The sequence below is a fragment of the uncultured Roseobacter sp. genome (assembly GCF_947495275.1).
Taxonomy (GTDB): Bacteria; Pseudomonadota; Alphaproteobacteria; order Rhodobacterales; family Rhodobacteraceae; genus Roseobacter.
The window spans coordinates 1-25,928 of record NZ_CANLYL010000020.1 but is presented as its reverse complement, the minus strand read 5'-3'; the positions used below and the strand labels follow the sequence as shown (position 1 = coordinate 25,928).

Sequence of the window (25,928 nt, the reverse complement as noted above, 5' to 3'; positions counted from 1 at the left end):
GTCAGTCGTCGTCTCTGTCACGTCGATCAGCGGTATCGTCAGACTTTCCGGATTTCTCGCCGCTCTCGGACAGTTTCGCGATGTCCTTTGCGTCTCGCAGCACATCAGTCATGCGCCCCATGCTGTCACCTTCGATACCAATTTCTTTCATCAGATTGTCGATCATCGGCGCTTGAACGCGGTACCGAAGCGCAGAATCTATGACCTCATCCGTAACGTTTTTATTGCCGCCTGATCCCCCGGCATTGATACCATCAACGTGCAATATCTTGATGCCATCGATCTTCTCCATGGGTCTCACGCTTTCGCGAACAATCCCTTCGAGCCGGTCAAGCAAGGCAGCGCGCAACCGACCGGCGCGTGCATCTTCGGACAACACATTCTCCGCCTCGTTCATCTGTTTGGCCCCTTTGGAATCAACGCTGTAGCGTTCGGCCGCGGACAGAGCGAGGGTCTTTTCCGCTTCCGCCGAAGCGGTGGCAGCGATTTTTTGCGCCTCTGCCAAAGACTTCGCCGCCGCCATTTCTGCTTCCGCCTTAGCGGTTATTTCCAGGGCGTTCCGCTCAGCCTCGCGGTGCGCAGCGATCATGTCGATCACCTTGCGGCGTTCCGCAATTTCCTTCTCGCGCAGTGTAAATGCTTGTTCCTCGGCTTGGATCGCTTTGCCACGGACCGCTTCGGCTGCGGCAATCGCACTTGACCGCTCCTGGCTTTTCTTTGCCAGCGCAATTGCCTTTTCCTCGCGCGCCATCTCCACTTCGAGATCGCCCTGAACTTCAATCTGGCGCAGTTCTTTGGCCTTCAGCATCCGGGCTTCTTCAACGCCGCGTTCAGCCGTAACCCTTGCGCGCTCAACTTCCTCGCCGGACGCGATTTCGGCTTCCTCAAAGGCCTGCCGTTTGGCGATTTGCAAGGCTTCCAGGTGTTTTTCACGGGCAATACGCACCTCGTCCAGAGCACGCGCTTGCGCCACTTTCTCGGCCTCGGTGCCCTGATCCGCAACGATCTGCGCGCGCTTCCGCTCTCCTTCTGCCTCAGTCAATTCAAGCGCTTTTTTGGCCAATGCGATCTGGCGGTCTTGCTCAGCCAGTTCGAGGGCTTTCTTGCGTGCTATGGCCAGGGTGTCCTGTGCCTGTTCACGTTCAATCCGCGCCTGCTCCAGAGACAGTTCCAGCGCGATGTTCTCTTTTTCGGTTAATTCGCGGGTCTTCAACTCTGCCTCGTCCAACGCACGTCGCCGGGACAGTTCAAGCTTCTGGGCCTCTTTTTCCTTTTCGATGCGTTCTTGGGTCAAGCGACGTTCTTGCATCAAACGTGAGACTTCGACGGCCTCATTTGATTCCATGCGCGCTTGCTCGGCTTCTTGTTCGCGCAAGGCCCGTTCGCGCGCCAATTCCGTGCGCTGTGCGGCCCGCCGCACTTCAACTTCGCGCTCTTGTTCAAGCTGCGCATATTCGGTGTCACGATCAATTTCGAGCACTTTGCGTTGCGTCTCGAGGTTCTGGTTGCGGATGTCCACCAGCGCGCGTTGCTCAATTTCGTTCCGCAATTTACGACGGTTTTCAATGGTCTCGGTGAGCTGGGTCAAACCTTCTGCGTCAAAGCTGTTGGACGGGTCAAAAAACTCAAGTCCGGTCTGGTCCAGATCAACGATTGCGACACTCTCAAGCTCAATCCCATTGGCGGCCAGAGATTCAGAAGCCAGATCGCGCACCTTTGCGGCGTATTCGTGTCGGTTCTCGTGCAGTTCTTCCAATGTCATTTGTGCTGCAACGGTGCGTAATGCGCCTGCGAATTTGCCCTCAAGCAGTTCGTGCAGACCGCCGTCTCGCAACGTGCGTCGCCCCAGAGTTTGCGCCGCCGCTGCCACCATCTCATTGCTGGCACCGACACGCACAAAGAACTCGGCACTCAGATCAATGCGCATGCGATTTTTTGTGATCAATGCCTTGTTTTCCAAACGCTCGACCGCGATGCGCAGCACGTTCATGTTCACGGGCGTCAGTTCATGCAGGACCGGAATGACAAAGGCGCCCCCGTTGACAATCACTTTTTCGCCAAGGAAACCCGTTCGGACAAAAGCAATTTCCTTTGTCGAGCGGCGATAGAGCCAGCGCAGCACATAGACTGCAACGGCGATGACAATGACGGTTATGATGATCCATAAAAGAAGCTGTCCGAATGTGCTGGAACTCATGATCCGATTTCCCTTCTAAGCTTTGAAACTGATGGATTTGAACTTGCGCGTCTGTTCTGTCAGCGCCCGTTCTGTTGGCAGCCGCTCCATTGAAGAGGCTCCATAGAACCCATGGCAATGTTTGGTGTGGCGCAGCACATATTCGGCATCTTGAGGTTCAGCTACTGGGCCGCCGTGCACAAGCACGATCACGTCTTCGCGCACCTCCATCGCTGCGCTTGCCCAGCGATCCACGATCTCTGGACAGTCTTCAAGCGTCAGGGCCGTACCTGCCCCAATAGACCCGCCCGTCGTCAAACCCAGATGACAGACGACAATGTCCGCGCCTGCCTTGGTCATGGCCCGGGCATCGTCTTCGCTAAAGACGTAGGGCGTGGTAAACATCCCCTTGCGATGCGCCATGGCGATCATGTCAACTTCGAGCTGATAAGACATGCCCGTTGCTTCAAGATTTTCGCGAAAAGTACCGTCGATCAGGCCGACGGTTGGAAAATTCTGAACCCCGGCAAAACCCACACGCGTCAGATCGTCGAGAAAACTGTCAAACATGCAAAACGGGTCGGTTCCGTTCACGCCAGCCAGTACCGGTACGTTTTTGACCACCGGCAGCACCTCGGAAGCCATTTCCATCACGATCTGGTTGGCGTTGCCGTAAGCCATCATCCCCGCAAGCGAGCCGCGCCCGGCCATGCGGTAACGGCCCGAGTTGTAGATGACGATCAGATCGATCCCGCCTTCTTCTTCGCATTTGGCGGATAACCCTGTGCCCGCGCCACCGCCCACGATAGGGCTTCCCTGCGACTTCATCTCGTTGAACCTACTGATGAGTGTTGCCCTGCCTGGCGCTGCCATCATGCTCTCCTTTGTAGCGTCGGTGCGATGGCGTGGAATGCGTCCAACACCGCATGTGTGAAATCAGGGTGGTTGATATGTGCGGGAGCGCGCAATACCTGCCGCTGACCTGTTTGAGTGACCCGCGCCTCAATAGCGTCGAACAGTGCGGCGCGCGCGGCTTCGTCTTCAAACGGCTGGCCCGGTGCATCAAGGGCCGACACACCACCTTCGGGCAACAAGAACCGGACTGGACCGTCCATCTGATTTAGGCGCTCACCGATCCAGTTACCGCACTGTCGGCTTTCCTCAATTGTTGTCCGCATCAGGGTAACAGCTGCGTTGTGAATCACGAATTTGCGGTTGCTGAATTTCTCCGGTACGCGTTCGCGTGGTCCAAAATTTACCATATCAAGAGCCCCAACGGATCCAACATAGGGTACACGCGTGCGGATCACAGCGCCAAATCGGTCATCATCGGCGGGGAAGACACCCCCAACGAGCATGTCAGCCAGTTCCGTTGTTGTCAGGTCGAGAACGGCAGAGATATCGCCGCTGTCGACCAAACCCTCCATCGCGCGCCCCCCAATGCCCGTGGCGTGAAAGGTCAGGCAGTCGTAGTCTTTTCCCAGGGCCTGGCCCACTGCCTGCACCAGCGGTGTTGTCACGCCAAACATTGTCAAACCGATTGCAGGACGCATCAGTTTGCGCTCTGCTGCGCGCGCGGCAGCGGACGGCAGGCCTGCGACCATGCCCGCCATGGCATGGGCTGCGTTACCAAGAACAACCTCTGTAATGCTGTTTAGCCCTTGCACGTCGGCAACCGAATGGAACATCTGGATGTCCGATGCGCCGACATATTGCGCAACCTCGCCCGATGCGACGGTCGACACCATCAATTTCGGAATTCCAAACGGCAACGCCCGCATGCCTGCTGTCGCCAACGATGTTCCACCAGAACCGCCCGCAGAAATGATGCCGCCTATGCCGCGTTCCCGACTGATCCATTTTGCAAACGCATCGGCCATGGCGCGCACAGAAGCGCCGCGTTCTCCGGTCATGACGGCCCCCGTACCTCCCCGTGCCATGCTGGCGACCTGCATCGCTGGAACATCTGCCCGACTGGGTTTGCCCGAGGTGGAAAGATCAACGGTACGCACGGGCACGCCCTTTTTGCGCAGCTTTGCAGCAATGAAACCCAGTTCGCGGGCCTTGGTGTCAAAGGTGCCAGCTACCAGAACGGTGCGACCCACGCGCTCTGCAAAAGGAATGTGGAACACATCTTCCTCGGGCTCAGGAGTCACCTTCTGTGCCAAAGGCGCGATGGGTGCCTGCACATTCCAGCGGTTAGGCATCTGGGCAACCGGGTAGTGGGCAGCGCCATCTTCTCGGGTCACGCGGTACACATGGTCCAGTTGCGCCTGCGCGGTTGCGGCGTCTTCTGGTGTAGGCTCAATCGCTTCGTCTTCGGCCTGACGGCCCACACCCAACAGGCGCTGCTGCATATCGGTGTCGGCAGAAAGCGCCGCTGACGCCATCATCCGGCTGATCTTGCCATTGACCATGATGCCGACCTGATCAGACACGGATGTGGCGACACCGATATTCTGTTCAATCACAAGGATCGCCATTTCGCCTTCGGCCCCCAAGGTGACCAGCATGTCGCGCACCTGATCCACAATCACCGGGGCCAATCCTTCGGTGGGCTCATCCATGACCAGTAGCTTGGGATCAGACAAAAGAGCGCGGCTGATGGCCAGCATCTGCTGCTCGCCGCCCGACAGCTGTGCGCCTCCGTTGCTGCGCCTTTCCGCCAGTCGCGGAAACGTCTGATATACGCGATCCGGCGTCCATGAGGAATCGCGGGCCGTGCCTGCTGCCAACCGCAGATGTTCATCCACGGTCAGGCTGGGCCAGACCCGCCGACCCTGGGGCACATAGCCCACGCCAAGACGGTGGATTTCGTGCGGATCAAGTTTTGTTATGTCGCGCCCGGCGATCCGGATCGAACCGGAGCGTGCCTTCGTCAGCCCGGTGATCGTGTTGCACAGCGTCGTCTTGCCCATGCCATTGCGACCCACAATGGACAATACTCCAGAGCCCAGAGCAAAGCTTACACCCTGCAGGGCATGGCTTTCGCCATAATAGACCTGCAAATCATCAACCTGAAGCATCGGGCGCTCAGCCATGACCACCCCCCAGATAGATTGCCTGCACCTCGGCGTCGTTTTCGATCTCTTCTGGTGTCCCTTCTTTGAAGACGCGTCCGTTGTGCATCATTGACACATATTTTGACACACGCAGCGCAACGTCCAGATCGTGCTCAATGATGATATATCCGACATGATCCGGCAATGCGTTCAGGATCGCCACAAGATCCCGTCGTTCCGTGGGGGAAAGTCCGGCAGCGGGTTCATCAAACAGGATAAATCGGGGTGCTCCGGCCAACGCCAGGGCAATCTCAAGCTGGCGCTTACGTCCATGACTGAGAGTCGAAACCAGCAAATCGCGGTCATCTTCAAGATGGACGGCGTGCAGGATTGAATGTGCCTGTGCCATATTCGCATCCCGATCCATCGGACGCAGCAACGAAAATCGTCGGCGCGATACACCGCGACAGGCAAGGAAAACGGACTCAAGCACGCTGAGCCCGTCGAATAGCTGTGAAATCTGGTAAGTCCGGCGCAGGCCGCGGCGAATACGCTCGTGTGCAGGGATTTCGGTGATGTCCTCACCAAAGAACTGAATGCGGCCAGACGTGCATTCAAAGTCGCCGGTAATGGCGTTGAACAATGTTGTCTTGCCCGCGCCATTGGAGCCGAGGACCGCGCGCCGTTCACCAGCCGCGATCCTCATGTTGATGTCCGATAACGCGATAAGGGCACCAAAATGACGTGCTACACCAGAAAGCTCCAACGCACATGCGCCGGTCCCCTCTAGCCGAGATGCCGCCAGATTGGTGTCCTGCTTGGCCATCGCGTTATTCGCAGCTTGGGTTTTCGCGGCTTACCGCACCCAATGCCATGAATTCTTCCTTGTCGATTCCAAGGGTCTGATTCACCTGCGATGTCACCTGGATCAACTTGTTGACCAGATTTCCGTCGGCATCTTCGGTTACCTCAGTCAGATACATGTCGGCGATCGCATTGCGGTTCTCATCCAGCGATACCATCCCGGTGGGTGTCTCGAAGCTCAGAGCGCTCAGCGCCGCACGGTAGGCGGCTGGATTGCTCATGTCACCATCCACCTCGTTCAGCGCAAGGATGGCGGCTTTCATGCCGATATAGTAGGCATGTGCAAAGAGCGATGGCGACGGGAAAGCGCCATCCGTCTCTTTGTAGGCTTCGACAAAGGCGACCCACTCAGGCGCATCGTTGGTGTCTGCAATTGGACCTGCAGCGGGCGTGCCGATCAGAACATCTTTCAAGCGACCTTTTGAGGTCAAAACGGTCTGGTCGACTGTAATGGACCCGCCAATCAATGGCGCTTCGCCTCCGGCCTGCTGAAATTGCGACAAGAAGTTGACGGCATCGGCCCCACCAAGAGCCACATAAATCGCGTCAACGTCATCCGGGATAGCCGCGATAACGGACGAATAATCTTTGTTGCCAATCGGCACCCAGGATTTCGACGTCACCTTGCCACCCGCCTGGCAGAATTCAGCCATGAAACCAAAGACCTGCGTGTATGGAAAGGAGTAGTCCTCTGCAACGACAGCCACGTTTTGGTAGCCCTTTTCGTTGTACGCATAGGTGCCAAGCCCCGCCATCCATTGGGCCCCATCGGTCGAGAACCGGAAAAAGTTGGGCGCAGGGTCACGGAAGGTCGTGTCCTGTGCAGCGGATGATCCATTGATGAAAGTCACATCGGGTTGCGACAGGGCATAGTTTTTAACCGCTATCCCTTCGTCCCCCGAAAGGGGACCAACGAGTATTGAAACGCCGTCTTGTTCGACGAGTTTTCGCGCCGCACGCACGGCAGAATCGGGTGAGGCGTCGGATGACCCCTTGATGACCTCGATCTTTTTACCACCGGCCATGCCGCCAGCCTCGCTGAGCGCGACCATCGCGCCGCGTTCACTGTCCTCACCCAGCACCGTGAAAGCGCCTTCGAATGTGGCCAGAAGACCTATCTTGATTGTGTCATCCTGCGCCATTGCCAATCCCGGCAGCGTGAAAGTGGCCAGCGTCGCAGCCATTAGTGTTCTTCTGTGCAGTCTCATTTGAACCTCCCTTGGTTTCTTGAGTCGTCGTGTCATTTTTTGGCCTGCAATATTCAGATGTCAGACCTGAGTGATCCGGGCGCGAGGTGGGCTTTTGCTTTTTCCCAAAGTCCCAGAATGCCGTCAGGTGATACAAAGACGATCACCAGAAAGAGTAATCCGATCAGGGTATTGAACCGTTCAGCCCCGACTATATCGATGGCAAAGGTCTGCATAAGGATCACCACGACCGCGCCAAGGAACGGACCAATCGGGTGACGTAGACCGCCAATGACCGTGATGATGAGTACGTTGATTGCAGCACCTACATTGATTGTGCCCGGCGAAATGCGCCCGTTGAACCAAACCAGAAGAATGCCAGCCAGCCCGGCGATAATGCCAGCCAGAAACCATGCAAACACCTTGTGCATGGTTACGTCGTATCCGAGGGCGCGCATCCGGCGCTGGTTGTCGCGGGTTGCCTGCAAGGTCAGCCCGAAAGTGGACTTTGAGGCATAGAGCACCGCAAGGTAGCAAAGGATCGCGACCCCAAGACTGAGAAAGTAGAAAGGCATTGGGTCGCGCCAGTCGATCCCGAAAACGACAGGCGCTTTTACACCCGCAAATCCGGGAAAGCCGTTGAACAATGTGTAGTTCTGCTGAGCGAAGTAGAACATCGCAGTAGCAACCGCGAGCGTGATCATGATCGTGTAGATGCCGCTGGTCCGCACTGAAACCCAGCCCACCAGCGCAGATGCCAAGGCTGCGATGAGGACTGCAAACGGCACAAGCACCCACCAGGGCCAGCCGAACCCATGCACATCCGCGCTGTTTTCGCCGAAAATGGCGACAGTATAGCCCGCGATCCCGGCGATGGTGATCTGAGCGAGGCTGACCATGCCGCCATACCCCGCCAGCCACATCAAAGAGAGGCCCAGCATTCCGAAAATCAACGAATAGGCACCGATTTGCGTCGTGAAAAAGTCGGAAGCCACAAAGGGAAAGACGAGCAAAACGGCCGCCAACGCCAAGTGCCCCGCGCCGATGCGCGCGATAAGATCGTTGCGCGCGGGCGCCTGATCGGGGAACGGTTCTGTAGTCACGATGTCGAACCCATGATGCCCTGTGGTCTGATTGCCAACGTGACTACCATGATCAAGAACGTGACAACGATCCCGTAGGTCGGGAAATAAACGAGGCCCAGTTGTTCAGCCAACCCGATGAGGAGGGCTCCAATTGCCGCCCCGCTGATTGAGCCCATGCCGCCGACGATCACCACCACCAGTGAGGCCAGCAGATACCGCACGTCCTCTCCTGGCGAGACTGAAAGTGCGGAGCCGCCAATCACGCCTGCCAATCCTGCAAGACCGGCGCCGACCGCAAATACAATGGCGAAAACAGCATGGACGTTGATACCTGAGGCCGAGAGCATCTCACGATCATCAACGCCTGCACGGATCATCATGCCGACCCGTGTGCGGTTCAACATCAGCCACAGCGCAATCCCAATGGCAATCGCGGCAAGCAAAACCAGAATACGAAAGAGCGGGTACTTGATGTATACGATAGATCCATTCGACCTGACTGCTGAGATAATTGGCAGTTCAAGCGTGCCTGACAGCCAATCGGGCACAAGAATCTGGTAGGTTCCGCCGGCCCAGATCGCCAACATCAAATCTGCAGCAACGATGGAAATCCCGATGGTAACAAGTGTCTGGCGCAGATCATCGCCTTCAAGTCGACGAAACACCACAACCTGCAAGACAATCCCAAGCAGCCCCACGATCACAAAGGCCCCGGCAACGCCTAGCAGCCAGTAGCCTGTGAGATCCGCGATCTCGTATCCTACATAGGCGCCCAGCAGATAGAGTGAGCCATGCGCCAGATTGACATTGCGCATAAGCCCAAACACGAGGGTAAAGCCACTTGCGACAAGGAAATAAAGTCCCGCCAGCGTCAGGCCATTCAGAATGGAACTGACAAAGGCCTTCTTGGAGATCAGAATATCCTTGACCCACTCAGGCCAGACAGGCGTGAAAACAAGCCACGCGAGCAACAGCGCCAGAATGACTGCAATGCCGATCCAAACTTGGCGCTTTGTCAGCGCGGGCGCGTTGTTCAGCGTGTCGTCAGGGGGGCGCAAGTCATTCATGCGGTCAGGCGCCGCCGTTGTTCGCCGGTTTTGGGTGCCTTGTGGAATTTGCCATCTTTCATGATAGCGAGAAGACGTTTCTGCTCTTGAAGGATGCTCACATCCGAAATCGGATCCCCGTCAACAAGCAGCAAATCGGCCAGATATCCCTCTTTGATCATGCCAAGTTCATGTTCCATGCACATGATCTCGCCGCCATATTTGGTCGCGGCCTGTATCGCCTCCATTGGAGAGAAACCAAGCATGTCGACAAAGGTCTGCACGTCCTTGGCATTGGTGCCCTGTGGGGTCCAGGCAAAGCCATAGTCACCACCGATGCAGACCCGGATGCCCCGTTTGTGCATCTTTTTCATGGTGTCGACACACATCTCCAGCTCGCGTTCGTATTCCATCGAAAGCGGCGATCCGGGTACGATGCCCCATTCCTCAGCATGACGCGCGGTGTTGATCAACCAGGCAATACCGGGCGCAACAAAATGCTTGTCCTTGACGGCTTCAAGCATGTCGAGGCTTTCTTCATCGGCAAAGCTGGCGTGATAGATGTTCTGAATACCATGACGAATGCACTGTTTGACCGATCCACTGGACCGGGCATGGGCGCTGATCACCTTGTTTCGGCACCGGGCCTCGGCGCAGGCCATGGCGACTTCTTCTTCGGACATGGGCGTTTCTTCGGCGCCCATGCCCGTGATGGCTTCACCGGACAGATTGAGCTTGATGCTGTCCACACCGATCTTGATCAATTGACGCACCGTCCGGCGGACCTCTTCGGGCCCCGATACAACAAGTCCCAGATTCAAGCCCTCATGAGGAATATGACTGGGCGCTGCATCCCCCAGACCACCTACGGTCGTGATCTCAGGACCGGCAGCAAGATACCGTGGCCCCGGATAGCGCCCCTCGTTGATGAAGCGCTTTGCGACGACATCCAACCTTGGTTTTGCTGCCGCCGCACCGCGACCTGAAGTAAACCCGGCGTCCAGAACCAACTTGGCCATCTCCATGGTGACCAGCATATGCTCTTCAAGCTCCATCATCTGGATCGGATCAATGCCCGGCGCATTGTTCCAACTCAGATGCAGGTGTGCGTCGATCATGCCGGGCATCAGTGTGGCACCCATCCCGTCAATAACAGTGGCACCGCCATATTGACCGCCACCAAAACGTGAACCACCTCTGCTCACGCGCGAAATGCGGTTTCCCTTTACGGTGACTTCACCAGAGTAGGGATATTCACCCGTCGCATCGAGGATGCGCACATTTGTAAATACGATTTCTCCGGAGGTGTCGGCGCCACTGTTCCAATCACTATCTGCCATATTGACCTCTTATCTCGCGCAATGCCGCGCAGTCATCTATTGTGGGTGCTCTGCCAAGAAGCCTCTTAGCAGAACAGCGCTCTGTTCGGGTTTTTCCAATGGAGTCCAGTGACCGCACCCGGGTAGGATCTCCAGCTTCGCTCCGCTGATTTTTTCGCTGAGCAACCGCCCCATACTAACGGGAGCAACAGGATCGCTTTCGCCTGTGACCAGCAGTGTCGATGCTGTGATCTTACGCCAATCGGCCGCTTCTGCCAGCGAAAGTGCCTCGCAATTGGCTGCGTAGCCATCACCTGTCTGCCTCAAAACGCTTTCACGGACAAATGCGACAGCTGCGGGATTTTCCCTGTGGGTAGATGGCGCGAGCGTGTTCTGGACGATCTGATCTGCAATTCCTGCCAGACCTTCTTTCCGCGCATGCGTCGCGCGAAGTAACAGGCCTTCACGGGCTGCTTGCGGTGGTTCTGTCAGGGCCCCATAGAGGATCAGCCCCTTTACCCGATCTGGAAAACGTGCCGCGATGTGCTGACACACAATGGTGCCCATCGAATGGCCGACAAGGTGAAACGTCTCAATTCCCCTGTCGGTCAACCACTGTGTCACCGCCTCGACCATTACCGCGATGCTGAGACGCTGTGATCCCAACGCAGAGCGCCCGGAACCGGGCATATCGGGCCGGATGGCCCGCATGTTGCCAAGAGCCCTCATCAGCGGCTGCCACGTGTTCGACGTGCCGCCCAATCCGTGCAACAGCACAATTGGAAACCCGTCTCCGGTATCTTCGACAACAAGGCTCACTTCGCGACCATTTCATTCTGCAAATATCCGATCTGGTCGATCTCGACCCGCACAACATCACCCGGAACAAGGTACTTCGGTGGCGAGAAGCCGATGCCCACGCCAACCGGTGTGCCCGTTGCGATGATATCGCCGGGGTTGAGTGTCAGTCCGGCAGACAGGGTGGAGATAAGCGTTGGTATGTCGAATATGAGATCGGCGACCGGTGCGCTCTGCCGCAGTTCGCCATTGACAGTGCAGCGCACGACCATCTTCGAAAAATCAACGTCGTCGGTTGTGACAACCCACGGCCCCATCGGGCAGAATGTGTCCTGCGACTTGCCAATCAGCCACTGGCTATGACGGCCCTGCAGATCGCGCGCGGTGACGTCGTTGACAATTGTGTATCCCCAGATGTGATCCATTGCGTCGGAGGCTGAAATCCCTCGGCCACCAACACCCATGATGACAGCGAGTTCGGCTTCGTAATCAATCGCTTCGGAAACCGATTTGTCGATTACGACAGCGTCCTCCGGGCCAACGACACATTCGGGCACCTTTGAAAAGATGATCGGATGCTCGGGGATGTCGCCGCTTGCTGCCGAGGAATCGAATCCACTTTGGGCAAATTCCTTGGCATGCGCGTGGTAATTTTTACCCACGCAGAAAATGTTGCGCGCCGGACGCGGCACCGGCGCTTCCAGCCTGATCCGGGCAAGGTCCAGCGGCTCCTTTTCTCGCGGCATTTGAGCGCGACCAATGAGGGCGGTCACCCCTCTCGACGCTTCATACAGGCTCACATCAAACGGATAGACACACATCTGGTCCAGATCGACTCGACCGATATGGCGCTCTCCACCGATTTTGAATGTCGCCAGCTTCATGATGCCACCCCCGCAATATGAACCTATACGTATATTGGTTCACATTGTCGAAACTAGCCAAGCGCTCCCAATACGGCAAGAAAATAATTTTCGAGCACAAAACCCGTTAATTTAAGGGAAAACAGATGATATACGTCAGGAATCGGTCGATTTTCTATTCCTCTCCACAGTCATATATTATACCAATATTGGCAAAGGTTTCACGCAAAGAAGAAACAATGGCGAGAATCAAGGCAGTCGAAATTACCAAGTCCCTGCGTGAGAGGATTGCAGGACCGGAATGGCAAAAGACCCGTGTTTTGCCGAATGAACGGGCTCTTTCGGATCACTATGGAGTCGCGCGCAACACCATTAGACGAGCGCTGTCTACGCTCGAACAAGAAGGTATTCTTACTCGGCACGTGGGCCGTGAAACCGTGATCAATGAAACGTTTGTCACTGGTGTCACGGACCTTTCGGCAATCGTTGATCGGCTTACAGAAATCAGCCCGTTTGATATCATGAATATGAGGTTGATCATCGAGCCACATGCCGCGGCAACCGCTGCACAAAACGCCAGCGAAGGGAAATTAGAAGCCCTGCGCGACGTTCACATGCGTACGGTCGACGAACGCCGGGTGGTCGAATTCGAGGCGCTGGATGCTGTTTTTCACGAGTTGATCTTCAGGTCGGCGCGCAACGAGTTTCTCAAAGAACTGAATGAACTGCTGGTCATTGCGCGTCGGCGCAAACCGGTAATCGCAATCAGGCGGAGCGGCTTCAGCGAAGCGCGTCGGCTTGAAACAATCGCACAGCACGAGGAGATCCTGAAAGCGCTGATGGCGCGTGATGCGGAGGCCGCGACGGAGGCAATGAAATTGCACCTGTCGGTGCGCAGCCGCAACCTGTTTGGTGGGCATGGTGAGGCGCGTCACGCGGAGGCGATAGATGCCGCAGACACTGTGGCTCACGCCGACGAAACAAGCGATGACGCTGAAGAATTGCTCGATGTGATGGAACGTATCGCAGGAAGTAGCCCGGCAGATGTGATGAATGTCCGTCTTATTGTAGAACCAAAGGCAGCTTCCGTTTCAGCTGCCAACGCTCGAAGATCTGATCTGGTTGCCATTCGCAATGCGCATGAACTGGCCACGTCGTCGCTGGAGACAGAAGCTTTTGAAGCCTGGGACGGAGAATTCCACAAACGCATTTTCGAAAGCACGCGCAATGATTTTTTGACTGCGCTTCATGACATCTTTCAGGCGATACGTTTACGCAAGAACTGGCTCGACATGAAACGCCGAACGCTCACCCCAGAACGCCGTCTTGTCTACTGCGATCAACACAGCGCAATCTATCAGGCCATTGCCAACCGCGACCCGATCCTGGCCGCTGAAGAGATGCATCAGCATCTTTTGGCAATCCAGAAAAATTTATTCTAAGGGATTGCTGTAAAGCCCGCTTTCGGCTGACAGAGATGATTTTCTGAGTGCAAACACCGATCCAACCAAAGTGAACGGCGGCGTAGTCCCGATCCTCCAATGTGGCGCCAGTCCGCCGGGCAAGTTCATTTCGCGATTGGGCTGATCACGCGTGATGGAACGACCGGTTTTGGGGAAATCACAAAGCCGCCAAAAAGCTACCGCCGCAGGTGCGGATGGGTACTGCGGGGGCAATGGCCGCGATTGCACAAGGCGAGTTTGTCCCGCTTGTCGACTTAACCGGCCAAAACGAGGCTCTGCTTAGGGCTGACATCCCTGATATAACCATTGACCAGAGGGTGCACGGGAGGACACAGTGCCTCCCTGCCAACGGTGTGCAAACGGAAAAATCTTCGATTTTTTAGAACGGCGAGCTGCTCGTGCGCGATGAGTCGGAAACCTCCATCGTTGCAGAGGCGTTACAGGGCTTTGCCAGCGGGCGCTTTTACACCCAATGCGAGGTCATACGGTTATCGGAAAGCAAGTCTTACTTCGTCAACAAATATCCAAGCCGCGCCATAGGCTTTGAAGAGATTTGCCGCATGATGAACCGTCCGCACTAAGCGGGGTAGATCGAGTACCAGATTGGCGCATTGATCTGCGCTGTCCGTCATCAATTGGTTTGAGACAGATGGCGTTTTGACTTTGTGGAGTCATCGATCATCTGGTTTCAGTTAAGCAGCGGATTTAGCGTGCTGCAAGCGCCTTAGCTTCATGGTCTTCCGTTTTGTCCTTTCCCGTTCAAGTAGGATTGTTTGTCCGCGGCCTGTGTGGACGTCGGCAAGTGTCAGGTTCTTCAGGCTCTCATGATAGCGCTGATGATTGTAGTGCCCAACGAAGGCTGCGATGTGCGTTTCGAGATCACCTGGCAGGAAGTGATTTTCCAGCAAGATGCGGTTTTTTTTTGCGTTTGGTGCCATCGTTCAATCTTGTCTTGAATTTGCGGATGATAAGGCGCGCCTCGGGTGTGCGACATGCCTTTATCTTCCAGATATTCTGCCAGTTTCACGGATATGTAGCATGGGCCATTGTCTGACAGCAGACGTGGACGGTGAACCACGTTTACCTATTCAAGCCCCCGTTTCATCCAAAGCCTGACTCAACGTGTCCTGAACATCTGACGCCGCCATTCCAGTGCAAAGCTTCCACGTGATGATGTAGCGGCTGTAGTCGTCTAGGACAGTCAACAGATAGAACCAGCCCCAGCCAATGACCTTGAGATAGGTAAAATCCGTCTGCCACAACTGGTTGGGCGCCGTCGTTTTGTCACGGAACTCATCAGCCGCTTTCATAACGATAAGGTTTGGGCTGGTGATCAGATCATGAGATCGCAGAAGCCTGCAAACACTGGATTCCGAGACGAAGCAGCTGCGTTCATCGGCGAACGTGACAGCCAGTTCTCTCGGGCTCAACTCTGGCCGAGCCAATGCCAGCTACAGCAAGGCCTGCCGGACACCGTCAGGAATGCGGTTACAAACACGACCAGGATACGGCTTGCGGTCTTCCAAGCCAGCTTCGCCGCGCTGCAAAAACCGATCATACCATCGATAAAAAGTCGGGCGCGACACGCCCAACTTTTCCAAAGTGCGTTTAACTGACAAATGCGATCCCTCGACCAGCCTGACGATCTCCAGCTTTTCTGATGCAGGATACCTCATTCCGGATCGTCCCCATCCCCGAGCATGCTTTTTTTGAGAAGGCGCAACTCAAGCGTCTGCTCCGCGACAACTTCCTTCAAATCACGCGCTTCAGCTTTCAAACTGGTGACTTCGCTGGACGTCACCTGACGAACAGTATTGCCAGCCAGCCGCTTCTTCCCAGCCTCCATGAAATCTTTCGACCAATTGTAGTATACGCTCTCCGCGATCCCCTCACGGCGGCACAGCTCTGAGATCAAGCTCTCCCCACGCAAACCATCTAAAACAATGCGGGTCTTCTCTTCTGCCCAGAATTTCCGGCGCGTCTTACGCTTGATCTCTTTGACGTGTCTGTCTGCCGAACCGTTCGGCCCTGTCTTCGTTCTCATCTCGTATCCTTTCAAGGACTACGATGAGCGAAAGACACTCCCTTAGCAAAACTAACCCGTCTGTCTCAAAGGCCGTGACGGGCTACAGTGCATAGCGCAGCATTTCGGATTCATGATCGGCTCCAACGCGGACAAACCGGACTTGTGCACTGCGGCTATTGCTAACACAGCATATGCTCGCAGATGCGGCGCGCTTTTTGCCGCGTTGCGGCCAACATCACCAGATCGGTCATTCGCGGGTGTTGATTTCACCCAGACCGAGACCTCACTTTCGTGTCATCGAATGAGGTTATCTCCTCGTTATCTCAAGCTTAAAGGTCCGAGGCAAAAGATGACCGGAGCTGTGCGGCCCATACGTCATCGATCCGCGCAATGACCCAGAGCGATTTGAAGGATGTCAAAGGCAAACCGTCTGCGCGGTAGCGATCCACTTGGACAGACAGGTGCACTTTTTCCGAACTGATCTGAAGGGGAGAGAGTTCTCCCCATTTGGTGTAGCCCCATTCTTCGCCAGCACGTTTCCGGAAATCTTCGAAATACACACCCGGCCTATCCCAGATGCGCATTTTGCCGCCGCTTAACCGGTAGTGCGGGAAATGTAGGGTTAGGGCGATGGCTTCCTCGTCACGGGCATTCAGGGCGTCAAGATGAGCCTGCATTACGGCAAGTGCGGCATCCAATTCGGGCGCTTCGGTCATCTTAAGCTCCTTGTAGGTGGTCGGCGAGAATGCGGGCTGGATGGGGCAGTTTTATACCTGCAAAGCGCTTGGCCTGCGAACGACAGGAGAAACCTGTCGCCATCGCTTTACCCGCTTTGTCTTGCAAAGCATCGCGCCAAGACAGATCAAAGATATCTTTAGACATCTGTTGGTGTTCAGTCTCATGACCAAATAAACCCGCCATCCCGCAACAGCCGGTTTTTACGATTTCCAGGGACAGACCGAGACCTGCGAAGATACGTTGCCAACGTGGGCCAGTTTGTGGGTCGGCCGTTTTTTCGGTACAATGCAGAAACAGGCGATAGTCACCTGTGGGCGGCTGTGCGCGGTTCATCTCAGATAGATGCCCATCCAAGAACTGATCAAGGCTCAACACGTCTTTGCGCCCATGGTCTTTCAGCAACAGGTTATGCACAGCCGGTTCAACACTGATCAAAGGCGCACCATTTGCGGTCAGCTGATCCAGGCGTTCATTGGTGTTTTCCTGCACCTTTTCAAAATCTTCCAAATACCCTCGAACATGTGCGGCTTTGCCAGTTGGCAAGACTTCGGTGGCTTGCACTGTGAAGCCTGTAGTGCGCAGAAGGTCAGCTGCCGACAGCAAAGGTTCTGTATCAAACAGTCCTGTGAAACTATCGACCAGCAGGACAACGTCCGCAGTTGCTGCGGCTGTTCTGCCGACTATGTCGACGCCGCGCGATTGAAGCGAGGCTTCTATGGACGGTGTGGCAAATGCCGGCAGGGTGCTGAGACCAAAAACGTGCTCTGACAGGTATCCTGACACTGGGTTTTGCATTGCGAGATTTGACAAATGGGGCACCCGGTATGCCGCCATGGACAGACGCTCCATGCGTCGTACCAGATGATCCCGTACCGGACGGCGCTTGTTGCGATACCATTGCGCGAGAAAGTCGGATTTCATCTCCGGGATATCAACGGCCACCGGACACTGGCTGGTGCAGGATCGGCAAGACAGGCAATCGTTGAGGCTGTTAAGCACCGCCTGACCAATGGCTTCTCTATCGCCACCAGTGCTTTCGGCGTGGGTCCATTCCCGTAACAAAGTCGCGCGTCCCTTCGGCGAAAGACGTTTTTCCCCGGTTGCCTTGTATGAAGGGCACATAGGATCATCAGGGGCCCAGTTAAAACAGGCCCCGTTTCCGTTGCACCCGATGGATTTTGCGAAGGGTGCAAATCGGGCGCGGTCGATTTCTGCGTCACGCGCACCGCGGAACGGCACTTCGTCCAGGCGGTTAACTTCACCCCTAGGGGCATAGAGCTTGCCTGGATTCAAACGTCCCTCTGGGTCATAGGCCGTTTTGATCTGCTCCATCACGGCCAGCAGGTCTGATGGCAGATGCGCGGCCAGATACTCTCCACGCAAACCTTTGCCATGTTCACCAAAGATCAGCCCGCCCATGTCGCGGGCTAGCACAAAGACAGCGTCGGAAATCTCGCGGATCTTGGCCTGATCTTCTGCAGATAGCATATCCAGAGTTGGGCGCACGTGGACACAGCCCACATCAGCATGACCAAACATGCCATAATCAACTCCCGCCTTGTCCAAGATGGTTCTGAACCCGCGCACAAAGGCGGACAAGTTTTCAGGAGGTACAGCCGCGTCTTCGACAAAGGGCACACCAATGCGCTGTCCTTCCAAAGCACCGAGCAGGCCAACAGAGCGTTTACGCATAGACCAAAGCGCAGCCATCTGGGCTGCATCATCCGCATCCTGCTGCCCAACGAAACTCTCAGGGGCGTCTTTCAAAATCTCCGCGAGTGTCGCACGACCTGTGGTAATTTCGGTCAGATTGTCGGCGGCAAACTCCACAAACAAGAAGCCGCGCGCCTCCCCAAATGCGCCAAACACATCTTTGAGTTCGGACCACATTGGGGTCTTTGCGGCGAGTTCAATGATTTTATCGTCCAGAAACTCAATAGCGACCGGATCTGCTGCAATAAGCGCCGGCACGTGATCCATAGCAGACAGCGCATCGCGATAGGCCAAGACGGTGAGCCCTTTGTGACCGGGCACGCGCTCCACGCGCAGCGTAATTTGGGTTGTAAGCGCCAGCGTGCCCTCAGACCCCGCCAGAAGTTTGATAGGGTTCAGCCCATCATCTGTAAGCGCTTCCCCCAGGTTATAGCCGGTTAATCCCCGATTGAGGGGAGGAAAGGCCGCATTAATCTGGGTGGCATGATCCTGCAGGAGGGTTTCCAATTGCCCGTTCTCAGCAAAGCCACGTGCCGTTGTTGCATTGCCGTCAGCCAGAACAAGATCAGCATCCAGCACCCAATCTGACGTCCGCCCATAGCGCCGTGAACCTTTGCCACTGGCATCCGTTGCGAACATTCCGCCAATGGTCGCGCGGGAGGAGGTCGATACCGTCGGTGGAAAAAAGCACCCATGCTGCGCGAGAAAGCTGTTGAGCTGATCCAGCACCACACCTGGCTGCACAACGGCTTCGAGTTTGTCCTGATCAAAAGAGACAATGTCGGTCATATGCCGAGAGCAGTCGACAATCACGCCTTGATTGAGGCTCTGTCCATTTGTGCCAGTGCCACCCCCGCGCGCGGTCAGGGCGATTTCATGCGTTTGCGCCAGCTGGGCGATCACAGCGATGTCTTCAGCGGTCCTTGGATAGAGGATAGCATCGGGTTCTACCCGATAGATTGAGTTATCCGTGGCCCCAACCAGGCGCGTGGCCAGATCGTCCCCAATGTCGCCGCCAAACCCATCACGACGTAGTGTGTCTATGAAAGCCTTAAGCGAGCTCATGCCTCAAATCCGTAAAGCTGCGCTGGGTTATCGACAAGAATACGCTTGCGTGTCGCCGTATCAGGCACCCAGTCAACAAGCATGTCCAGAAGCGCCCCATCATTGGGCATCGACACAGGTATTTGCGGATGGGGCCAATCAGAGGCCCAGACGCACTGCTCTGGGTTCGCCGCCACCAAAGCCCGAGCAAAGGGCGCGACATCTGTGTAGGGCGGATGATCCTGGCCCGTCATGCGGTAACTGCCCGACAACTTGGTCCAGACCTTGCCGCTTTCCATCAAACGCAACAAAGCGGTGAAACCCGGATCATTCAAACCTTTGGCCGCTTGCACATGCCCGATGTGATCAAACACCACCGGAACGGCAAGCGTATCGACAAAACCCTCAAGGTCTTCAAAACTCGAAACATCAACCAACATCTGCATGTGCCAGCCGACCTGTGCGAGTTTTTGGCCAATCTCCAATAGAACCGCGCGTTCGGATGAGCCCGAAAACAAAGCATTCACCCGCGCCCCACGCGCGCCTTGGGCATGCATCTCTTTAAGTTCGGCAACAGCGACCGATGGATCGACGACAACCACTGCGCGAAAGGCGTCACCGACCTCAGCGACCGCCTCTAATGTGGTACGATTGTCGGTGCCGTAGACACTTGGCTGTACGATTACGGCACGCTCAATGCCCAGTACCGACAGCATTTTCTGGTAGTCAGCAAGTGATGCCGGCGGCGGAGTGTAAAGGCGGGCCGAAACCAAATCCGAAGGCAGCGCAAATACATGAGCGTGGCAATCGCAGGCACCGGAAGGAACGATGCAGGAGGATGCGTTAGGCGCCGGATCAGCGGGTGCGCAAAGCGGAGGAGATTGGATTGCCACGGGTTTGGGCCTGATGAAGAAGCAGGAAATAGTATTGTTCATCAAGCATAGAGTGCATCACGTCATTCGAAAATTCGAATTATTCAAACATCAATTAGAAAAAACGAATACAAAATTATCTCGTCTTCACAATTTCCCCCCATAGCTCTTCGATACACGCTAGGAAATTTTCGGTGGCCGCATGTTGGGGTTGGTTCTTCGGGGCAAATAGACCCAACGCGATTTGAACGCTTGGCTTCCAAGGCACAAGCACGGTGCTGCGTCGGTACATAGGATCAAGCACGGTTGCGTCGCTGAACGTGAAACCACAGCCGCTTGCAACGAGTCGTAACGCAGTATTGGTGCTGTTCACTTCGTGAAACGCTTCCAGTTTGAATCCTTCTTCGCTCAAAACGCGATCAATTGCATCACGCGCCATCAAACCACGCTGTAAGGCAATATAGCGCTCTCCGATTAGATCATCTGATGTGAGTGTTTCTCGTCCAGCAAGGGGATGGGATCTGGGCAAAAGAACCTGAAGCTCGGTGTCAAATTTGCGCAGCAAATCCATTGCAGTAATCTGCATGGGTGTCACAAAGAACCCTAAATCAAACTTGTCCCTTTGCACCCTTCTGCCGAGTTCGCGACGACCATGAAAGTCTAGGGTCGTGCGTACGTCTGGATATCGATGCGTGAATCTTTCCAATGCGGGAATGACAAGACCATTAGCTGGGCGCAATTGGCTGACTATTCTCAGCGGGACAAGCGCACTACTGCGAAATTGGCGAAACAGATCGGGCAGATCATTCAGCGAAGCAACGATGCGCTGTGCTTCGGGGTAAAACAGATCAGCTTCTGGTGTCGGCATCAGTGTTTTTTGGTCTCGATAGAAAAGTTTTACACCAACCTCTTCTTCCAGCAGGTTGACCAACCGACTGACAGCAGGTTGCGATAGGTTCATCCGACGGGAAGCGTGTACAAGCGCACCTTCGTCCATAACATGCAGGAAAGCGCGTAGACTTTTGAGGTTCATCTTTCAAAATCCTGAACAGTGATTTCGATAATTCTATTTTTCTGAACACAATAGGTAAAGTAAAAACAGGCTTGAGACACTGCTGCCTGAGGCTGTGGTGTGGTGAAATCTCTGGGAGGATATCATGCAAAGACGTAGTTTTCTAATCGCAGCAGGTGCTGGTGCATTAGCTGCAATGACCGGCACCACTGCTGCGGCGGAGTGGAACCCACGCCGACCGTTGAACATCATCGTGCCATACAACGCCGGTGGCGGCGTTGATCTTTACGCCCGTGCAGTAGCCAATGCCGCTGAAAGCCGCTTGCCTGTTCCAGTCGTTGTGGTGAACAAGCCGGGCGCAGGCGGTTTGACCGGTGCAATCGAGGCTTCCAAGGCGCGTCCAGACGGCAACACCGTCCTGTTGACATCCTCTGGTTCCTTCCTGCTGGGCTCTATGTTCAAAGAAGCTGCGGTGAACCCATTTGAAAGCTTCCAAACCGTCGCACAGGTCGGCAACCTGAAAGGTGCCATCGTTGTACCAGCCGCCAGCCCTTTCCAAACATTGGCTGATCTGGTTGAAGCGGCCAAAGGTGGCAACCTGAAATGGGGTCACAACGGGCGTGGCGGAGTGTTCCAAGTTGCCGGTCAAACCTTCCTGAACAATCAAGATCTGGAAGCAACCGACGTGCCCTTTAAAGGCGGTGCGAAGTCTCGCGCGGCGATCCTGGGCTCTCAGGTGGACTTCGGCATCCTCGGCATTCAGCAGTCCCGTGGCTTTGAAGCTGAATTGCGTGTTTTGGCGATCTTCGCCGATGAGCGCGACCCGCTGTTCCCAGATGTCCCTACTGCAGCAGAGCAGGGTTTTAATATCCCTGTCATTTCCTCTCCGATCATCCTGTTCGCGCCAAATGGTGTGGATGCAGAGATCGTAACGGGGATGGAAGCGGCCATGGCTGACATCGCTGCCGCACCAGAGTTTTCCGAGACCGTTGAAGCCAAAGGCACAGTTTCCGCATATCTGGCCGGTGCTGACGCCAAGGCAAACCTGATGGCAATGGGCGAAACTGCCAAGCCTGTCATCGACGCCCTCAAAGCTGCGAGCAACTAAGTGACTGGCTCGTTCCATCGCTCTGTGATTGTCGGCGCTGTGCTGACCGTACTCGGCCTTGCGGCCGGGTACTATGCGTCGTTGATACCGCAAGGTGCCGAAGGTGGCATCGGCGGTGCTCGGATTTTCCCTTATATTGCGTCAGGTGCGATCCTGGTCTGCGGTATTCTGGAATTGCTAAGTGGCCTGCGCAGGCAAGACACCTCCCCTCTGCGCCTCACAGATATTCCCGGTGAAATCGCAAGTCTTCTTGCAATAGCAATCGGATATGTTTGGTTGGTCAGCAAGCTTGGTTATTTGATTGCGACAGGTTTGATTGCGCCGTTGGCCATGTTGCTCTTTGGCATTCGCAATCCGCCGGGGCTAATGGCTGCGGCCATCCTTTGCCCGGCGATCTATCACCTCATTTTCTTTGAACTCCTCGGGGTTTTTCCGCCCTTTGGGGAATGGTTCGATTTGCTAGACATTTTGCAAGGAAGTTAAGCTATGGAAATCTTTGCTGGGCTGGCGACGGTCCTTACTAGTCCTGCCTTGATTGGCTGGGTCGTACTGGCCGCTGTCGTGGGCATGATTGTGGGGGCAATTCCAGGTCTGACCGCTTCTGCTGCCATAGCAATGTTGCTTCCAGTGACGTTCTACATGGACCCGCTTTCAGCGTTGGCATTCCTATATGTGATCGGCAAATCCGGCCGCTATGGTGGCTCCATCGCCGCCATCTTGTTCAATACTCCAGGCACTGCGGCTTCGGCAGCGACGCAGATTGACGGCTATCCGCTGGCCCAAAAAGGAATGTCGTCCAAGGCGATGCGGGTGGCGACAGTGTCATCCGTCATCGGTGACTACATTGGTGAAATTCTACTTATTATCGGCGTAGGCGTGATTGCCGCGATTGCATTGATGTTGGGGCCGCCTGAGTTATTTGCAATCTACTTTGCCGCCTTTGTTGTCATTGGTTCTGTAATTGGAAAATCCGTGGTTAAGGGTCTTGCCAGCGCGGCGCTTGGGGTATTGATCAAAATGATTGGAACCGATCCTATTACGGCTGACGAACGCTTTACCTTCGGTAGTTTTGACCTTTTGGGTGGCATCGGATTAGTTCCTCTTATGATCGGGATTTTTGTTTTGGCGGAGGTGTTTTCGCAACTGGAAAACAAGAATGCTAAGACGATACAATACGATGCGCCTTCCAGCGAAGAAGCAAGAGCCCGGAACCGCCTAAGTTGGGCCGAATACCGCCCCTGTGTGCCGCATGTGATCCGCTCATCTTTCATTGGCTCGTTTATCGGTATCCTGCCGGGCCTCGGATCGGCCATTGCCGCTTTTGTGGCCTATGGAGAAGGCAAACGCCGAGCGAAACACCCAGACGAGTGGGGCAAAGGTGCACTAGAAGGGATCGCTGCGCCTGAGGCCGCGAATAATGCTGTCTCGGGTCCATCTATGGCCCCACTTTTGACCCTGGGCATTCCGGGCTCCACCATTGGTGCGATCCTTGTTGGCGTATTCCTGATTCACGGTATTCAAGTGGGGCCAACCCTGTTCGTGACCTCCAAAGAGCTCGTCTACAGCCTCTTTGCAGCAGGTCTGCTTGGGATCGCCTGTTATGGTCTGATTGGGTATTTTGGTGCGGCTGCAGTTGGTCGACTGATCATCAAGATTCCGACCCGAGTCCTTTACCCTCTGGTCTTCCTGACAGCTTTCGTAGCCGCCTATGCATCTCGTGGAAGCCTGTTTGATGTCTGGGTCATGGTCACCGCTGGATTTACCGGTTGGCTTATGAAAAAACTCGATTTCAATCCTGCAGCCTTTGTGATTTCCTTCGTGCTGGCCGGGGGAGCTGAGGAAGCCTTTCGTCAGTCGCTTCTGTTGTCAGACAATGGCCTTATGATCTTCGTGACGAGACCTGTTGCATTGGGTATCCTGTTGCTTGGCATTGGCGCTGTGGTCTTCCGTATTCGGTCGCTGCGGCGTGAGGCAAAACAAGACGAATTGTAAGTCTTGCTTTGGTTTGGCTGCGTGAACTGGGAATTCAATTGTGCGACCAAGTATGTGATCCATGGCGTCGCCTGTACTTGGGGTACGATATTGGTCGATCCCAGGGTGACCATTCAAACGGGCTGTGAATTGTCGCGCTCTGTTTTCTGCATATGTGAGAAAATGCAGAGCAAGCCATGACTACAGTTGCCAAAGGCCTCTTTGTACGCTTCTCGTTCATAGCCTGAGGAAATCTCGCTGCGCCCGGCCCAAATGGCCGCTCTTTAAGCCGCATTGCCCTACTCAAGATGATGCACACGTGGCAAAATCTGTGCTGTGTGCGCTTGCAGCGGGAAAATCGGAATTACAGGATGGGCTCGCGGAGGCCTCGCAGCATCTGGTCGTCTAAACCAGTAATCTTTGGTGGGGACGGCCCACTAGCCAACATCCAATCGGGGCGTCAGATGCTGCATTGCGGTCCGTTGAACCTGCCATCCGCCGCAGTTACAAAATCGGAGTCAGCCTGAATTTACAGATTGCGGACAAAACTAACTTCACTGGCAGCGACACTGCTTATCAATCCGCCAGTGTTCACGGCCCGGTATATAGATCTTGGGGGGCGAGCAGCTTCGTCAACATTGCGCTGCACCCATCGTCTACTTTCCATTGTTTTCAGCGACTGTGACAAGGCGCGATCCGTAATCGTTCGCAGGTTTCGCTTGATGTCATTGAAGTGGCTGGGCTCGTGGATTGCCGTCAAGACCGGCAAAGTCCATGAGCGACGAAGCAAATCCTGTTCTTCATCAGCCGTTACACGTTGAATTTTGTTGGCGATGGCCGCTGCAGAAGCACCAAGCTCTGTCAGTCGAAACTCTGGACGCAGCGGGTGCCCATAGCCCGGGTTTCGTTCCAATAGCCCTATTGAGATAAGGTGATCCATGCTTTGCGCGAAAGCGGTCCTTGTCGCTCCGGTGGCAGCCAACAGTGGTGCTTGTCGCCCGGCGATGCCCGCGTGTAGCTTCGCCAAAATGGGGACAGCCCAAGCCCTTGAGGTGGTGTTGACAAACAATTCAATGTCCATAATGTATAGTTAGTATACTTTAAATCACAAGGAAAGACTATGTCGCTAATTTCGTTGGAAGAAACCATAACCATTTCGCTTTCAGTCAAAGATCGTCATGCAAGCGCTAAATGGTATGAAGATATGATCGGATTTGAAACAATCTACCATGCAGATGACGCGGGCTGGTCGGAACTTCAGACTAACACAACAGGGGTGACCATTGGATTGGGGGAGCATACCAAGCCGGCTCCCGGTAACTGCGTTCCCGTCTTCGGCATTGCTGATCTAGACACGGCAAGGCAAAAACTGGAACAGGCCAACGTTAAATTCGATGGCGAAACGGATGTCGTCGAAGGCATGGTTAAGACAGCGACTTTCTATGATCCCGATGGCAACGCGATGATGCTTGCCGAAGACTTGACCGGCGGAGCAGAATAATACGTGCGCCCCAGCTAGCCGCGCCATTCGCCATGCGGTGCGTCAATTGGATAGGCGGCCCAAATGTATGTACCGGCTGCTGTTCGCAATTGATTTCTTCGCACGTTCTCGGAAGTCGCTCATATGTATCCGGCCTACTG

The 25,928-nt window shown here is 55.2% G+C and carries 20 protein-coding genes and 1 pseudogene; 5 read left to right on the top strand and 16 right to left on the bottom strand.

Annotated features, from left to right (window positions below; genetic code table 11):
• Position 1 precedes the first annotated feature (1 nt).
• Genes Q0802_RS22780 through Q0802_RS22735 form a run of 10 tightly spaced genes read right to left on the bottom strand, consistent with a single transcriptional unit; the run spans position 2 to position 12,361 of the window.
• The gene (locus Q0802_RS22780; protein WP_298922220.1) at positions 2–2,197 is read right to left on the bottom strand and encodes a flotillin family protein; all 2,196 of its coding nucleotides are present in this window, start codon (positions 2,195–2,197) and stop codon (positions 2–4) included.
• Positions 2,198–2,212: 15 nt separating this feature from the next.
• Positions 2,213–3,049, bottom strand: coding sequence for a phosphoenolpyruvate hydrolase family protein (locus Q0802_RS22775; protein WP_298922219.1), 837 nt, complete (start codon positions 3,047–3,049; stop codon positions 2,213–2,215).
• Positions 3,049–5,217: an ABC transporter permease gene (locus Q0802_RS22770; RefSeq protein WP_298922218.1), complete on the bottom strand. Its 2,169-nt coding sequence runs from the start codon at positions 5,215–5,217 to the stop codon at positions 3,049–3,051. The genes Q0802_RS22775 and Q0802_RS22770 overlap by 1 nt, the downstream gene beginning before the upstream one ends.
• The gene (locus Q0802_RS22765; protein ID WP_298922217.1) at positions 5,210–6,004 is read right to left on the bottom strand and encodes an ABC transporter ATP-binding protein; all 795 of its coding nucleotides are present in this window, start codon (positions 6,002–6,004) and stop codon (positions 5,210–5,212) included. Before Q0802_RS22765 ends, Q0802_RS22770 begins: the two co-directional genes overlap by 8 nt.
• Positions 6,005–6,008: 4 nt before the next feature.
• Positions 6,009–7,250 carry an ABC transporter substrate-binding protein gene (locus Q0802_RS22760; protein ID WP_298922216.1) on the bottom strand — a complete coding sequence of 414 codons (1,242 nt, stop codon included), beginning with the start codon at positions 7,248–7,250 and terminating at the stop codon, positions 6,009–6,011.
• A gap of 53 nt (positions 7,251–7,303) precedes the next feature.
• Positions 7,304–8,332 (bottom strand): branched-chain amino acid ABC transporter permease, encoded by a 1,029-nt coding sequence (locus Q0802_RS22755; RefSeq protein ID WP_298922215.1) that lies wholly within the window; start codon positions 8,330–8,332, stop codon positions 7,304–7,306.
• Complete coding sequence (locus Q0802_RS22750; RefSeq protein WP_298922214.1) at positions 8,329–9,381, bottom strand: branched-chain amino acid ABC transporter permease; 1,053 nt, start codon at positions 9,379–9,381, stop codon at positions 8,329–8,331. Before Q0802_RS22750 ends, Q0802_RS22755 begins: the two co-directional genes overlap by 4 nt.
• Positions 9,378–10,700, bottom strand: coding sequence for an amidohydrolase family protein (locus Q0802_RS22745; RefSeq protein WP_298922213.1), 1,323 nt, complete (start codon positions 10,698–10,700; stop codon positions 9,378–9,380). The genes Q0802_RS22750 and Q0802_RS22745 overlap by 4 nt, the downstream gene beginning before the upstream one ends.
• A gap of 36 nt (positions 10,701–10,736) precedes the next feature.
• Positions 10,737–11,498: an alpha/beta hydrolase gene (locus Q0802_RS22740; RefSeq protein WP_298922212.1), complete on the bottom strand. Its 762-nt coding sequence runs from the start codon at positions 11,496–11,498 to the stop codon at positions 10,737–10,739.
• Positions 11,495–12,361, bottom strand: coding sequence for a fumarylacetoacetate hydrolase family protein (locus Q0802_RS22735; RefSeq protein ID WP_298922211.1), 867 nt, complete (start codon positions 12,359–12,361; stop codon positions 11,495–11,497). The genes Q0802_RS22740 and Q0802_RS22735 overlap by 4 nt, the downstream gene beginning before the upstream one ends.
• Positions 12,362–12,579: 218 nt before the next feature.
• Here Q0802_RS22735 and Q0802_RS22730 point away from each other — a divergent pair, with 218 nt between their 5' ends.
• Positions 12,580–13,782, top strand: a complete 1,203-nt coding sequence (locus tag Q0802_RS22730; RefSeq protein ID WP_298922210.1) for an FCD domain-containing protein — start codon at positions 12,580–12,582, stop codon at positions 13,780–13,782.
• A gap of 713 nt (positions 13,783–14,495) precedes the next feature.
• Here the strand turns inward: Q0802_RS22730 and Q0802_RS22725 are convergent.
• The 5 genes and pseudogenes from Q0802_RS22725 to Q0802_RS22705 form a co-directional block, all read right to left on the bottom strand.
• Positions 14,496–15,847 (bottom strand): annotated as a pseudogene (locus tag Q0802_RS22725) (IS3 family transposase).
• 311 nt (positions 15,848–16,158) lie between these two features.
• Positions 16,159–16,545, bottom strand: coding sequence for a hypothetical protein (locus tag Q0802_RS22720; protein WP_298922209.1), 387 nt, complete (start codon positions 16,543–16,545; stop codon positions 16,159–16,161).
• Position 16,546: 1 nt separating this feature from the next.
• The gene (locus Q0802_RS22715) at positions 16,547–19,345 is read right to left on the bottom strand and encodes an FAD-binding and (Fe-S)-binding domain-containing protein (RefSeq protein ID WP_298922208.1); all 2,799 of its coding nucleotides are present in this window, start codon (positions 19,343–19,345) and stop codon (positions 16,547–16,549) included.
• Positions 19,342–20,217 (bottom strand): amidohydrolase family protein, encoded by an 876-nt coding sequence (locus Q0802_RS22710; protein ID WP_298922207.1) that lies wholly within the window; start codon positions 20,215–20,217, stop codon positions 19,342–19,344. The genes Q0802_RS22715 and Q0802_RS22710 overlap by 4 nt, the downstream gene beginning before the upstream one ends.
• Positions 20,218–20,332: 115 nt before the next feature.
• Positions 20,333–21,229, bottom strand: a complete 897-nt coding sequence (locus tag Q0802_RS22705; RefSeq protein WP_298922206.1) for a LysR family transcriptional regulator — start codon at positions 21,227–21,229, stop codon at positions 20,333–20,335.
• Between the two features lie 124 nt (positions 21,230–21,353).
• Here Q0802_RS22705 and Q0802_RS22700 point away from each other — a divergent pair, with 124 nt between their 5' ends.
• From Q0802_RS22700 to Q0802_RS22690, 3 genes are read left to right on the top strand one after another with little or no spacing between them, the layout of a single operon-like run.
• A complete protein-coding gene (locus Q0802_RS22700) occupies positions 21,354–22,316 on the top strand; it encodes a tripartite tricarboxylate transporter substrate binding protein (protein WP_298922205.1) in 963 nt (320 codons plus the stop codon).
• Positions 22,317–22,799 (top strand): tripartite tricarboxylate transporter TctB family protein, encoded by a 483-nt coding sequence (locus Q0802_RS22695; RefSeq protein WP_298922204.1) that lies wholly within the window; start codon positions 22,317–22,319, stop codon positions 22,797–22,799.
• A 3-nt stretch (positions 22,800–22,802) separates the two neighbouring features.
• Positions 22,803–24,308 (top strand): tripartite tricarboxylate transporter permease, encoded by a 1,506-nt coding sequence (locus tag Q0802_RS22690; RefSeq protein ID WP_298922203.1) that lies wholly within the window; start codon positions 22,803–22,805, stop codon positions 24,306–24,308.
• A 508-nt stretch (positions 24,309–24,816) separates the two neighbouring features.
• Here Q0802_RS22690 and Q0802_RS22685 read toward each other — a convergent pair.
• A complete protein-coding gene (locus Q0802_RS22685; protein ID WP_298922201.1) occupies positions 24,817–25,368 on the bottom strand; it encodes a winged helix-turn-helix transcriptional regulator in 552 nt (183 codons plus the stop codon).
• A 39-nt stretch (positions 25,369–25,407) separates the two neighbouring features.
• Between Q0802_RS22685 and Q0802_RS22680 the strand changes: the two genes are divergently transcribed.
• Complete coding sequence (locus tag Q0802_RS22680) at positions 25,408–25,788, top strand: VOC family protein (RefSeq protein WP_298922200.1); 381 nt, start codon at positions 25,408–25,410, stop codon at positions 25,786–25,788.
• The last annotated feature ends 140 nt before the right edge of the window (positions 25,789–25,928 follow it).

What these genes read in the sequence shown, in the direction of transcription:
- Q0802_RS22705 (WP_298922206.1), bottom strand. Translation starts at nt 21,229, where the DNA reads ATGAACCTCAAAAGTCTACGCGCTTTCCTGCATGTTATGGACGAAGGT.
- Q0802_RS22720 (WP_298922209.1), bottom strand. Translation starts at nt 16,545, where the DNA reads ATGACCGAAGCGCCCGAATTGGATGCCGCACTTGCCGTAATGCAGGCT.
- Q0802_RS22775 (WP_298922219.1), bottom strand. Translation starts at nt 3,049, where the DNA reads ATGGCAGCGCCAGGCAGGGCAACACTCATCAGTAGGTTCAACGAGATG.
- Q0802_RS22715 (WP_298922208.1), bottom strand. Translation starts at nt 19,345, where the DNA reads ATGAGCTCGCTTAAGGCTTTCATAGACACACTACGTCGTGATGGGTTT.
- Q0802_RS22735 (WP_298922211.1), bottom strand. Translation starts at nt 12,361, where the DNA reads ATGAAGCTGGCGACATTCAAAATCGGTGGAGAGCGCCATATCGGTCGA.
- Q0802_RS22730 (WP_298922210.1), top strand. Translation starts at nt 12,580, where the DNA reads ATGGCGAGAATCAAGGCAGTCGAAATTACCAAGTCCCTGCGTGAGAGG.
- Q0802_RS22745 (WP_298922213.1), bottom strand. Translation starts at nt 10,700, where the DNA reads ATGGCAGATAGTGATTGGAACAGTGGCGCCGACACCTCCGGAGAAATC.
- Q0802_RS22750 (WP_298922214.1), bottom strand. Translation starts at nt 9,381, where the DNA reads ATGAATGACTTGCGCCCCCCTGACGACACGCTGAACAACGCGCCCGCG.
- Q0802_RS22770 (WP_298922218.1), bottom strand. Translation starts at nt 5,217, where the DNA reads ATGGCTGAGCGCCCGATGCTTCAGGTTGATGATTTGCAGGTCTATTAT.
- Q0802_RS22680 (WP_298922200.1), top strand. Translation starts at nt 25,408, where the DNA reads ATGTCGCTAATTTCGTTGGAAGAAACCATAACCATTTCGCTTTCAGTC.
- Q0802_RS22760 (WP_298922216.1), bottom strand. Translation starts at nt 7,250, where the DNA reads ATGAGACTGCACAGAAGAACACTAATGGCTGCGACGCTGGCCACTTTC.
- Q0802_RS22685 (WP_298922201.1), bottom strand. Translation starts at nt 25,368, where the DNA reads ATGGACATTGAATTGTTTGTCAACACCACCTCAAGGGCTTGGGCTGTC.
- Q0802_RS22700 (WP_298922205.1), top strand. Translation starts at nt 21,354, where the DNA reads ATGCAAAGACGTAGTTTTCTAATCGCAGCAGGTGCTGGTGCATTAGCT.
- Q0802_RS22780 (WP_298922220.1), bottom strand. Translation starts at nt 2,197, where the DNA reads ATGAGTTCCAGCACATTCGGACAGCTTCTTTTATGGATCATCATAACC.
- Q0802_RS22690 (WP_298922203.1), top strand. Translation starts at nt 22,803, where the DNA reads ATGGAAATCTTTGCTGGGCTGGCGACGGTCCTTACTAGTCCTGCCTTG.
- Q0802_RS22765 (WP_298922217.1), bottom strand. Translation starts at nt 6,004, where the DNA reads ATGGCCAAGCAGGACACCAATCTGGCGGCATCTCGGCTAGAGGGGACC.